The 12,440-nt window shown below is 67.7% G+C and carries 9 protein-coding genes; 5 read left to right on the forward strand and 4 right to left on the reverse strand.

What is annotated here, in order from left to right:
- The first annotated feature begins 63 nt into the window (after positions 1–63).
- The 4 genes from ASC93_RS17990 (at position 64) to ASC93_RS18005 (ending at position 5,113) form a co-directional block, all read left to right on the forward strand.
- On the forward strand, positions 64–1,878 hold the full coding sequence (locus tag ASC93_RS17990; protein WP_056445229.1) for a DUF885 family protein: 1,815 nt from the start codon (positions 64–66) through the stop codon (positions 1,876–1,878).
- An 88-nt stretch (positions 1,879–1,966) separates the two neighbouring features.
- Positions 1,967–3,562, forward strand: a complete 1,596-nt coding sequence (gshA, locus tag ASC93_RS17995) for a glutamate--cysteine ligase (RefSeq protein WP_056445232.1) — start codon at positions 1,967–1,969, stop codon at positions 3,560–3,562.
- Between the two features lie 58 nt (positions 3,563–3,620).
- Positions 3,621–4,631: a histone deacetylase family protein gene (locus ASC93_RS18000; protein WP_056445235.1), complete on the forward strand. Its 1,011-nt coding sequence runs from the start codon at positions 3,621–3,623 to the stop codon at positions 4,629–4,631.
- Between the two features lie 14 nt (positions 4,632–4,645).
- The gene (locus ASC93_RS18005) at positions 4,646–5,113 is read left to right on the forward strand and encodes a GNAT family N-acetyltransferase (protein WP_056445277.1); all 468 of its coding nucleotides are present in this window, start codon (positions 4,646–4,648) and stop codon (positions 5,111–5,113) included.
- Here the strand turns inward: ASC93_RS18005 and ASC93_RS18010 are convergent.
- The 4 genes from ASC93_RS18010 to ASC93_RS18025 all read right to left on the reverse strand — a co-directional run bounded on the left by ASC93_RS18010 (position 5,106) and on the right by ASC93_RS18025 (position 11,287).
- Positions 5,106–6,419, reverse strand: a complete 1,314-nt coding sequence (locus ASC93_RS18010) for an MFS family transporter (protein ID WP_056445238.1) — start codon at positions 6,417–6,419, stop codon at positions 5,106–5,108. The two genes, ASC93_RS18005 and ASC93_RS18010, sit on opposite strands and share 8 nt — an antisense overlap.
- A 134-nt stretch (positions 6,420–6,553) precedes the next feature.
- On the reverse strand, positions 6,554–8,734 hold the full coding sequence (locus ASC93_RS18015; protein WP_082548133.1) for a DUF3466 family protein: 2,181 nt from the start codon (positions 8,732–8,734) through the stop codon (positions 6,554–6,556).
- A gap of 94 nt (positions 8,735–8,828) precedes the next feature.
- Entirely contained in the window at positions 8,829–9,308 is a 480-nt protein-coding gene (locus ASC93_RS18020) for an FKBP-type peptidyl-prolyl cis-trans isomerase (RefSeq protein ID WP_056445244.1), read from the reverse strand.
- A 101-nt stretch (positions 9,309–9,409) separates the two neighbouring features.
- Complete coding sequence (locus tag ASC93_RS18025) at positions 9,410–11,287, reverse strand: potassium transporter Kup (protein ID WP_056445247.1); 1,878 nt, start codon at positions 11,285–11,287, stop codon at positions 9,410–9,412.
- Between the two features lie 206 nt (positions 11,288–11,493).
- Between ASC93_RS18025 and rarD the strand changes: the two genes are divergently transcribed.
- A complete protein-coding gene (gene rarD / locus ASC93_RS18030; protein ID WP_056445250.1) occupies positions 11,494–12,378 on the forward strand; it encodes an EamA family transporter RarD in 885 nt (294 codons plus the stop codon).
- The last annotated feature ends 62 nt before the right edge of the window (positions 12,379–12,440 follow it).

Here is a 12,440-nt window from a genome sequence, read left to right on the forward strand (position 1 = left end):
ACCCCGGCGCGGCACGCCTGCCCGCTTTGTTACAATGCCCGGTCCACCACCCGGAGCCACACGATGCGTCGACTGTTCGCGACCCTCATCCTGCTGGGGCCCCTGGTCGCACTCGCCGCGGACGTCGCCACGCCCGCCCCGGCCGGCGCCGCCGAACAGGCGCAGGCCCTGTTCGAGCGCGACTGGCAATGGCGCCTCAAGCACCAGCCCGAATTCGCCACCAGCGTCGGCGACCACCGCTACGACGCCCTGCTGACCGACACGTCGCTCGCCGCGCACACGGCCACCGCCGACCACGCGCGCCGCATGCTCGACCTCGCGCGCCAGATCGACCGCGCGCAACTGACGGGCCAGGACCGCCTGTCCTGGGACCTGTTCACGGGCGACCAGGAACGCCTCCTCGCGCGCGCCGCCTTTGTGGCGTTCGACCCGCAGCCGATCAGCGCCCAGGACGGCCTGCAGATCCGCTTTCCCCAATTGGTCGCGCAAATGCCGTTCTTTACCGAGGACGATTACCGCAACTACATCGCGCGCCTCAACGCGCTGCCGCGCCACGTCGACGGCATCATCGAGCAGATGCGCGAAGGGATGCGTACCGGCTGGACGGCGCCGAAAGCCATCATGGCCGGCCTGCCCGCGCAGCTGCGCGCGATGCGTGAGCACATGCAGGACGGCGCCCTCGCCGCGCCGTTCCAGCGCCTGCCCGCCACCATCGACGAAGAAGCGCGCAAGCAGCTCGCCCTGGACGGCGCGGCCGCCCTGCGCACGGCGGCGGGCGCGCTGCAAAAGCTGGAAGACTTCGTGCGCACCGACTACCTGCCGGCCGCGCGCACGACGATCGGCGCGACGAACCTGCCCGGCGGCGCGGCGTGGTACGCGTATCTCGTGCAGGCCGCGACGACGACGGCGCTGACACCGGCCGAGATCCACGCGCTGGGCGAGCGCGAAGTGGCGCGCATCCGCGCCGAGATGGAGGCGACGGCCGTGCGCACCGGCTTCAAGGGCAGCTATCCCCAATTCGTCGCGTTCGCGCGCAGCGATCCGCGCCTGTTCCCGACCAGCGCCGACGCGCTGCTGGAACGCTACCGGCGCACCATCGCGCGCGTCTACGCCCAGCTCCCGCTGCTGTTCGGCGTCATTCCGCAAGAGGAGCTGGCGGTAAAACCCGTGCAGCAGGAAGGCGCCGACACGCAGGGCGGCGCCTACTACGAAGCCGGCACGCCGGCGCGCACGGCGGCCCTCGTCGTCAACACCAGCCGCCTGGACACGCGGCCGCTGTGGGAAGTCGAGACGCTCGCCCTGCACGAAGGCGTCCCCGGCCACCATTTGCAGGTCGCGCGCGCCCACGCCATCGAGGGCCTGCCGGCATTCCGCCGCCACGCCTGGTATCCCGCGTTCGGCGAAGGCTGGGCGCTGTACGCCGAGGGCCTCGGGCCGGAACTGGGGCTGATGCGCGATCCGTTCTCGCAGTTCGGCCGCCTGGCCGACGAACAGCTGCGCGCCGCGCGCCTCGTCGTCGACACGGGCATCCATGCGCTGAACTGGTCGCGCCAGCAAGCCGTCGACTACCTGGGCGCGAATACGGCCAATCCGCGCGCCGACAACGAGGTCGAAGTCGACCGCATGATCGCCCGGCCGGGCCAGGCACTGGCGTATAAAATCGGCCAGCTGCGCATCGTCGCGCTGCTGGCGCGCGCGCAGGCGGCGCTGGGCGCGCGCTTCGACGTGCGCGCCTTCCACGACGCCGTGCTGGAGAACGGCGCGCTGCCGCTGGACCTGCTGGAACGCCGCATCGACCGCTGGATCGCCACGCAGAATACGCCCTCCGCGCCCGCGCCGGCGGCGCCGGTTTCATCGGAGCCGGCGCTGTTCCATTAACCGGAATGTCATATTGAGGGGCGCCCGGCGCACTCGGCCAATTTCGGTTACTCTCTGCGTTTGAAGGCAGTATAAGAAAGGAAACCTCGTGTCGAACCAACTGACCCGCCGCCTGGCCCTGCTGGACGACGATGCCCACCGCGGCCTGCTCCTGCAAGGCTTGCGCGGCATCGAGCGCGAGACCTTGCGCGTCGATGGCCAGGGCCACCTGGCCCGGACGCCGCATCCGGTCCGACTCGGCTCGGCCCTGACCCATCCGCAGATCACGACGGATTACGCGGAAGCGCTCCTCGAATTCATCACGCCGGCCGAGCACGACATCGGCCTGGCGCTGCACCGCCTGGACTCGATCCACCGCCACGCCTATTCCAGGCTGGACGGCGAGCTGCTGTGGAGCCAGTCGATGCCCTGCGAGCTGCCGTCCGAGGAAGACATCGAGATCGCCTGGTACGGCAAGTCGAACATCGGCATGCTCAAGCATGTGTACCGCCGCGGCCTGGCCCTACGCTACGGCAAGGCCATGCAATGCATCGCCGGCATCCACTACAATTATTCGCTGCCGGAAGCGCTGTGGAAGCTGCTGGCGGAGAACGAAGGCATTCCGGAAGAACGCCGCAACGCCCTGCGCGACTTCCAGTCCGAAAGCTATATCGCGACCATCCGCAACTTCCGCCGCTACAGCTGGCTCCTGATGTACCTGTTCGGCGCGTCGCCCACGCTGTCGACGGGCTTCCTGCGCGGCCGCGAACACAATCTCGACACGCTGTCGGACGACACGCTGTATCTGCCGTATGCGACCAGCCTGCGCATGAGCGACCTGGGTTACCAGAACGACGCGCAATCCGGCCTGCGCCCGCACGAGAACAGCCTGGAAAGCTATGTCACGTCGCTGATGGACGCCGTCAAGCGCCCGTATCCGCCGTACGAGGACATCGGCACGAAGAAGGATGGCGAGTGGGTCCAGCTGTCGACCAACATCCTGCAAATCGAGAACGAATACTATTCGACGATCCGGCCCAAGCGCGTCATCCGCACGGGCGAGCGTCCCGTGCAGGCGCTGTGCAGCCGCGGCGTGCAGTACATCGAGGTGCGCTGCCTGGACGTCGACCCGTTCGAACCGGTCGGCATCGCGCTCGAGACGGGCCGCTTCCTGGACGCCTTCCTGCTGTTCTGCGCGCTCGAGGAAAGCCCGATGATCAATGCGATGGAGGGGCAGATCCACGCGCGCAACTTCGCGCGCACCGTGAAGGAAGGCCGCCGCCCGGGCCTGACCCTCACGCGCAACGACCACGACGTGCTGCTCACGGATTGGGCGGACGACCTGCTGGAACGCATCCGCCCCATCGCCGAACTGCTGGACCACGAGCACAATTACAAGGGCGCGCACATGGACGCCCTGAACGCGCAGAAGGCCAAGGTCCTCGATCCCGACAAGACCCCGTCCGCGCGCGTGCTGCAGGAAGTGCGCGCACTCGGCTCCTTCGCGCAGTTCGGCCTGCGCCAGAGCGAGCTGCACGCCGAGGCGTTCCGCGCCGATCCGCTGATGCCGGCGGAGACGGCCCTGTTCGACGAGATGGCGCAGGCGTCGCTGGCCGAGCAGGCGCAGATCGAGGCGACGGACACGGGGTCGTTCGACGACTTCGTGGCGGCGTACAACAGTAGTACACTGTGCCGTAACAGCTGACACGCGGGCGTCGACATCTCAACATGCACGTCGGTGGATGACTGAACCGAGGCGCCCCTTGCTCACTTTTTTCAACGAACACCACGCCCAGCACGCGAGCGCATCGGAGCCGCCCCAGCGCATCGACCTCGTCGCAAACGAGTTCACGCGGCGCGGCCTGGGCCGCATCGTCACGCCGCACGGCGTGCCCCTCACGTCGCTGGAACGCACGCACACGCCGCGCTACCTGCACTTCCTGCGCAGCGCCTGGAACGCGTGGCTCGCACTCGATCCGCGCAATGCCGAGCGCGACCCGTTGCCGTCCGTGTGGCCCGTGCAGGGCATGCGGCGCGACGTCGAACCGGACGATTTTGCGGCCCGCCTCGGCCTGTATGCCTTCGACGGCAGCACGCCGCTGACGGCGGGCACGTGGACCGCGGCCAAGACGGGCGCCGACTGCGCGATCAATGCGGCGCACGCGCTGCGCCTGGGCGAACGCGGCACGTTCGCCCTCACGCGCCCGCCCGGCCACCACGCCGGTGCCGATTACTTCGGCGGCTACTGCTTCCTGAACAACGCGGCGCTGGCGGCCCAGCACCTGCTCGACGACGGTCTGCAGCGCGTGGCCATCCTCGACCTCGACCCCCACCACGGCAACGGCACGCAGGACATCTTTTATCGGCGCAAGGACGTGCTGTTCGCGTCGATCCACGCCGACCCGCGCACCGACTATCCGTTTTATGCGGGACATGCGGACGAGACGGGAGAAGGCGCCGGCCTGGGCTACAACCTGAACGTGCCGCTGCCGCGCGGGACCGGCGCGGCGCAATGGTTCGCCGCGCTCGAAACGGCCTGCATCAACATGGCCGGCTTCGCGCCGCAGGCGCTCGTCGTGTCGCTCGGCGTCGACCGTTTCGACGGCGATCCGCGCTCGCACTTCGGCCTCGGCAGCGGCGACTTCCTGCGCATCGGCGAGCGCATCGGCTTCCTCGGCCTGCCGAGCGTCTTCGTGTTCGAAGGCGGCTCGGTCGTGCCCGAACTTGGCGTCAACGTGGTCAACGTGCTCGAAGGTTTCGAGACGGCGGCCTGAACCTGGAAATGATGATGATCGAATGGCAGTGGAGCGGCTTCGCCGACCTGACGGCGGCGGCGCTGTACGAGATGCTGGCGCTGCGCCAGCAGGTGTTCGTGCTCGAGCAGGCGTGTCTGTACCCGGACATCGACGGCCTCGATCCGGGCGCGCACCACCTGCTCGGCTGGAAGACCGTCGCCGGCAAGCGCGAGTTGGTCGCCACCCTGCGCTGCCTGGCGCCGGGCGCGAAATACGACGAGATGTCGCTGGGCCGCGTCGTCACCAGCCCGTCCGCGCGCGGCACGGGACTGGGCCGCGAGCTGGTCGCGCAAGGCATCGCCTGCGCCGGCCGCCTGCATCCGGGCCACGCGATCCGCATCGGCGCCCAGGCCCACCTGGAAGCGTTTTATGCGGGCTTCGGCTTCCGCACGGTGTCCGCCCCGTACGACGAGGACGGCATCCTGCACATCGACATGCTGCGTCCGGCCGCCGTCATTTGAGCAGGCCGGACTTCGCCGGGTCGGGCATGCGGATCGCGACGAGGCAGGCCAGCGCGCACATGACGCTCACATACCAGTAGAAATACGGCTCGTGGCCGGCCTGCTTGAACCACAGGGCCACGTATTCCGCCGAGCCGCCGAAGATCGCGTTGGCGACGGCATACGACAGGCCCACGCCCAGCGCGCGCACCTCGATGGGGAACATCTCGGCCTTGACCAGGCCGCTGATCGACGTGTAGAAGCTGACGATCGCCAACGCGCAGATGATCAGGGCACCGGCCGCCAATGGGCTGGACACGTGGCGCAGCGTCGTCATGATCGGCGTCGTGAAGATGGCGGCGAGCGCGCCGAACAGGATCATCGACGTGCGCCGGCCGATGCGGTCGGACAGCGCGCCGAACGCCGGCTGCAGCAGCATGTAGATCAGCAGGCAGACGGTCATGATCCGGCTCGCCGTTTCCGTGCTCATGCCGGCCGTGTTGACGAGGTATTTCTGCATGTACGTCGTGAACGCGTAAAAGATCAGCGAGCCGCCGGCCGTGAATCCGAGCACCGTGACGAATGCGCGCCGGTGGTTGCGCAGCAGCGACGCGACGCTGCCGGCGGCCTCGCTCTTGCGCTCGCTGGCGGTGGTCGTCTCGTGCAGCGAACGGCGCAGGTACAGCGACACGAGGGCGGCGCAGGCGCCGACGACGAACGGGATGCGCCAGCCCCAGGCCTTGAGTTCGTCGTGCGTGAGGAATAACTGCAGGATGCCCAGCACGAGCAGCGCCGCCAGCTGCCCGCCGATCAGCGTCACGTACTGGAACGACGCGAAAAAACCCTTGCGCCCCGCCTGGGCCACCTCGCTCATGTAGGTGGCGCTGGTGCCGTATTCGCCGCCCACGGACAGGCCCTGGAACAGGCGCGCCACCAGCAGCAGAAACGGCGCCGCCGTGCCGATGGTGGCATACGTCGGCAGCGCCGCGATCATCAGCGAGCCGCCGCACATCATGAGCACGGAGATCATCATCGCATTGCGCCGGCCGTAGCGGTCGGCAACGCGGCCGAACAGCCAGCCGCCGATGGGCCGCATGAGAAAACCGGCCGCGAAGATGCCGGCCGTGTTCAGCAGCTGCGTGGTGGGATTACCCTTGGGGAAAAAGGCCGACGAGAAATACAGCGCGCAGAACGAATAAATGTAGAAGTCGAACCACTCGACCAGGTTGCCCGACGACGCGCCGACGATGGCGAAGATGCGCTGGCGCGGTGTGAGGTTGTCGATGGCATGCGAGTCCGCCGTATCCGCTGTATCCGTCGTGGTCATTTGTCGTCTCCGAGAGTGCACCGATTGCCCTGGCCGCGGCTGGGCGAATCCCGGAAGGGTTCACGGAGGGTCCGCCTGCCCGGCACGGCCGCAAACCGAAGATAACAGTTTCCCGGTTTTGCCGGCGCCACGGATCAGCGCCGCATCCCCCTGCGGCGCCACAGCAGCGCCGCGCTGCCCGCCAGCAGCATGAGGGCCGCCGGCGGTTCCGGCAGCGGCGAGAGCAGGACCGGTGCGCAATAGCCGAATTCGTTGCAGCTGTTGGCCACGATCTGGCCGGCGTCGTTGATCCCGACCGCGTCCATCAATACCTGGATGCCGAGGCCGTCCGTGACGGTGTTCAGGTCGGTCAGGCTACCGCCGGCATACACGAAGGCATGCGAAAAACCGTACTCGACAAAACTCGAATAGCCGACCACGACACCTGCCGCATTGATGGCGTGGGCTTCGCCGTACTCGCCGCCGAACGAGCCGAGGTCGTGCATCGCGCCGTCGCTGTACAGAAAGGGATGCCAGGCCGCATCGCCGCTGGTCAGGCTGTAACCGGCCACCTGGCCCGCATCGTTGATCGCTTCGGCCCAGCTGAAGCCGCCGCCCAGCGTGCCGAGGTCCTGCATGGTGCCGTCGTGGTACAGGAAGGCGTGCGCCCCGTCGTTCGGGAAACCCGGGCCCGGCTGGGACCCGCCGACGATCATGCCGGCATCGTTGATGGCGCGCGCCCGGGCGTCCGTCCCGCCCAAGGTGCCGAGGTCCGTCAGCGTGCCGCCGCTGTACAGGAACGCGCGGCTGTTGCCGGACGTATCCGTGGAATCGCCCACGACCTGGCCGGCCGCGTTGATGCCGTAGGCGACGCTGTCGCCGCCGTACAGCGTGCCGATGCCCTGGATGTCGCCATTGCGATAGACGAAGCCGCGCGTGACGTCGCCGGACAGGGACGCGCCGATCACGGCGCCGTTGTCGGTGGCGGTCGCATAGGCGGACGGGCCGCCCAGGGTCGGCAGGAAGGTGGTCGCGCCGTCCTGCCAGACGAAGGCGCGTCCCACGCCGTCCGCATTGGCGCCGCTGCCGACGACGCTGCCGTCGTTGCCGATGCCGTAGGCCGTGAAGTTGGAAGGCAGGAAGGTCGCGCTGTACAGCGGGTCGGCCAGCGCGGCCGGCGCGGCCAGGATCAGGCCGCACCCCAGTGCCGCGAGCGATCGCGCGCGGCGCCGACGCAGGCGCCAGGCCAGCAGGGCGAGCCCGGCGGACAGCAGCGCCCGACTGCCCGGTTCGGGCACGGCCGGCACGAGGTCCAGGCGGACGTCGGCGCACGTGCCCAGGCGGCACGCGCGGCCCAGGACCTGGCCGGCGTCGTTGATGTCGGTGGCGTCGATGATTTCCCAGCCGTTCGCCCCCGCCACGAGCGTGTTCAGGTCGACCATGTGGCCGTCGAGATAGATGAACGCATGGTAGCCCCAGCCGACGTCGGTGATGAGGTCCGACGCGCCGACGACGACGCCGGCATTGTTCAGCGCCCGCGCATAGCCCCAGGTGCCGCCCAGCGAGCCGAGGTCGACCAGGTGGCCGTCGCGGTATTCGAAGGGCCGCGACAGCGCGGTGTTGTCCGGGTCGACGTTCGTCTCCGACCAGCCGACCGCCAGCCCGGCGTCGTTGATGTCGTAGGCTTCGCTGCGCAGGCCGCCCAGCGTGCCGAGGTCCTGCATCGTGCCGCCCTGGTAGATGTAGGCGTGGCGGTCCGGGTCGACCGGGGTTTGCGTGGGGACGAGCGTGGCCGAGCCGGTCACCGCGCCGGACGCGTTGATGGCCGCGGCATAGCTCCAGTCGCCGCCGAAGGTGCCGATCAGGTGGATGCCGCCGCTGTCGTACAAAAAGCCGCGCTGCGCCTCGCCGACGAAGGGCTCGGCGTTGCCGGCGACCATGCCGGCGTCGTTGATGCCGCGCGCGTTCGAGGTCGGGTACATGTCGGCGGGCAGGCCCGATGCGACCGGCACCACGGTGCCGCCCACATAGGCGAAGGCACTGCCGTTGTACGGACTGTATTGCGAGCCCGCGACGTCGCCGCGGTTGTTGATCGCGCTGCCGTAGCTGTCGGGCACGACACCGCCCAGGCTCGTGATCGTGCCGCCGGACAGGATCGCGGCCGCGCCAGCATAGGTGCCGACGATCTGGCCCGCGTCGTTGAGCGCCGCCGGCGCGAAGCCCGCCGGCAGGAAGTCGACGGTGTACTGCGCGACGGTGTACTGTGGATCGGCCCACGCGTGCGCGCTGGCGCACAACGACAACCACAAGGAGAACAGGCAACGGCGTATCGACATGGCAGGCTCCGGATGAATACAGGCGTGCCAACGATAAGGGCCGATACGCCGCGCGGGCCTGAGCGAAATCAGGCGTGCGCGACTCCGTGCCGGATCAGCAGGCGGCGCTGCCGCAGACTTTCACCAGCTCGACTTCGAACACGAGGCCGGTGTTGCCCGGGATGACGCCCTGCACGCCCTGGGCACCGTAACCCAGGCTGCTCGGCATCACGATCGTGCGCTTGCCGCCGACCTTCATGCCCTGCACGCCCTGGCTGAAACCGGGGATCACGGATTCGCTCGTGCCCGTGGCGCCGACGACGAACGTGAACGGCTTGCCGGGCTGCGACGCGTCGAACTTGGTGCCCTTGAAATCGGCGGCGGCGGCGCTGTACAGCCAGCCCGTGTAATTGACCTGCACGCGCGCGCCGCTGACGGCTTCGGCGCCGGTGCCGATCGCACTGTCCGTCTTGGTCAGCGCGGCGGGATTGTTGACGACGGCGGGGCTGCCGCCCGAATCGCCGCCCCCACCGCCGCACGCGGACAGGGTCAGGATGGCGGCGAAGGCGGCGGCCAGCGGGAAGGACAGTTTCATGGGACTCCTACGGGACAGGTTGGGTTAGCGGATGGAAACCCGCACCTTACCAACCGGTCCCGCAAGCGTCTGTCGAGGATTTGTATGCTTTTGTAATGGCGTCAGATCTCGACCTGCGTGCCGAGCTCGATCACGCGGTTGCTCGGAATCTGATAATAATCGGCGGCCGTGCGGGCATTGCGCTGCATGGCCACGTACAGGTGCTCGCGCCACGGCGCCATGCCCTGGCCCGGCACCGAGATCACGGTCTGGCGCGCGATGAAGAACGAGGTCTCCATCATCTCGAATTCGAGCGCCTTGGCCGCGCACAGGCGCAGGATGTGCGGGATGTCGGCCTCGTCCTTGAAGCCATAGGTCACGTTCAGCTGGTAGCAGTTGTGGCCCAGCGGGACGACGTCGACCTGCTCGTTTTCCGGCACGTACGGCTCTTCGCGGATGCGCACCGTGAGGAACACGACGCGCTCGTGCAGCACCTTGTTGTGCAGCAGGTTGTGCAGCAGCGCGTGCGGCACGCCGTCGGTTTCGCCGCGCAGGAAGATGGCGGTGCCGGCGACGCGGTCGGGCGGCGCCACGAACAGCGATTGCAGGAAGTCGTCGAGCGGGATCGCGTGCTTTTCCAGGTTCTCGAACACCAGTTCGCGGCCGCGCTTCCAGGTCAGCATCGTCGTCAGCAGGATCGCGCCGAGCAGCAGCGGGAACCAGCCGCCGTGCAGCAGTTTCAGGGTACTGGCCGAGAACAGCATGATGTCCATGATCATGAAGAAGCCGGTGGCGCCGAGGCACACCAGCAGCGGCAGGTGCCAGCGGTAGCGGATCACGAAGAAGGTCAGGATCGTCGTCGCGAACATGGTCGCCGTCACCGCGATGCCGTAGGCGCCGGCCAGCTTGTCCGACGAACCGAAGCCGACCACCGCGATCAGCACGACGATCAGCTGCAGCCAGTTCACGGCCGGGATGTAGATCTGGCCGATCTCGCTCTCGGAGGTGTGCATCACGCGCATGCGCGGCAGCAGGCCGAGTGCGATGGCCTGCTTGGTCATCGAGAACGTGCCGGAGATCGTCGCCTGCGACGCGATCACGGTGGCCATCGTCGACAGCAGCACGAGCGGCAGCACGCTCCAGCTGCCGAGCTGGTGGAAGAACGGGTTGTCGAGCGCTTCCGGATGCGTGATCAACAGGCCGCCCTGGCCAAGGTAATTGACGGCGAGGGCCGGGAACACGACGAGGAACCAGGCGGAGCGGATCGGCTTCTTGCCGAAGTGCCCCATGTCCGCATACAACGCCTCGGCGCCCGTAAAGGCCAGCACGACGGCGCCCAGCGCGACGAAGGCGATCATGCGCTCGCGCAGCATGAATTCGAATGCGTGCAGCGGGTTCAGCGCCTGCAGGATCACCGGGGCCTGCACGATGTTGATGACGCCCATGACGGCCAGCGCGGCGAACCACACGACCATGATCGGACCGAACCAGCGGCCGATGCCGGCGGTGCCGTGGCGCTGCACGCTGTACAACCCCACCAGCACGACGATCGTCAGCGGCACCACGTATTTTTCCAGGCCGGGCGTGGCCACTTCGAGACCCTCGATCGCGCCCAGCACCGAGATCGCCGGCGTGATCACGCTGTCGCCGTAGAACATGGTGGCGCCGAACACGCCCAGCACCATCAGCACGTAGTGCCAGCGCGACGTGCGCGTGACGGAGTTCAGCGCGAGCGCCATCAGGGCCATGATGCCGCCTTCGCCGCGGTTGTCGGCGCGCAGCACCAGCGTGACGTACTTGAGCGAGACGATCATCGTCAGGCCCCAGAAGATCAGGGAGACAATGCCGAGGAGGTTCGGCGTGGACAGTTTCAGCCCGTGGACGGGATCGAAGATGGTCTTGAGCGTGTACAGCGGGCTGGTGCCGATGTCGCCATAGACGATACCGACTGCGGCCAGCGTCAGTGCCGCCAGGCTGCTTTTATTGTGTTGCGCCGTCAAGGTTTCACCGTTTTGTTGTTCTGATGCGTTGCACAATAGAATAATTGACAAGGAATGGCAAGAGTGCGTCCTTTCTGTCCGGGTGCCATTTCTCAGAGTCTGCATCAACGATGACGGGCTGAGCGCACGTCAGAAACGGGGGGGCCTCCAGCACGGCCGCGCCCGTTCAGGGATAATGTCGAACCACTCACCTGCTCCACTTTCCCATGAACACCGGCATCCTGTCCGCCGTCCTCGCCTTCCTGTGCTGGGGCCTGTTTCCGCTGTATTTTCATGCGATCGGCGAGGTGCCGCCGCTGCAGATCCTCGCGCATCGGATGCTGTGGTCGCTGCTGTTCCTCATGATCGTCCTCGCCGTGCGGCGCCAGTGGGCCTGGCTGCATACCGTGCGCCGGCCGCGCGTGTTCGGCAGCTTCGTCGTCTCCGCCGTCCTGCTCAGCGTCAACTGGCTCATCTACATCTGGGCCGTGAACAACGGCCACGTCATCGAAGCCAGCCTGGGCTATTTCATCAATCCGCTCGTCAACATCATGTTCGGCTCGGTGCTGCTGAAGGAGCGCTTGCGGCGCGCGCAGTGGATGGCGATCGCCGTGGCGGCGCTGGGCGTCGCATGGCTGACCTGGCAGGCCGGCAACGTGCCCTGGGTCGCGCTGGCGCTGGCCGTGTCGTTCGGCGGCTACGGCCTGCTGCGCAAGACGGCCGCGCTCGGCGCGCTGGAGGGGCTGTCGTTCGAGACGATGGTCCTGTTCCCGCTCGCGGCCGCCTATGTCGCCTGGCTCACCGTGCACGGCGAGAATGCGTTCCTCAACACCGGCTCGAACACGACGCGCCTGCTGCTCGTCGCGGCCGGGCCGATCACGGCGATCCCGCTGCTGCTGTTCGCGTCGGGCGCGCGCAAGATTCCGCTGTCGGTCGTGGGCCTGCTGCAATACCTGTCGCCGACCCTGCAATTCCTGCTGGGCGTGTGGCTGTTCCACGAAGCTTTTACGCCGGACCGCCTCGTCGGCTTCGTCCTGATCTGGCTGGCGCTGGCCCTGTTCGCGGCCGAAGGCCTGCTGAACCGGCCGCAACCGGTGGCCAAGCAAGCTTGAACCGGGGTCAGAGCCTAATGCCGTTAAGTTAAGCGGCAAGTTCAGCAACGATCGCTTGTAAA

Origin of the sequence: Massilia sp. Root335 (assembly GCF_001425685.1) — a bacterium.
GTDB lineage: Bacteria > Pseudomonadota > Gammaproteobacteria > Burkholderiales > Burkholderiaceae_D > Telluria > Telluria luteola.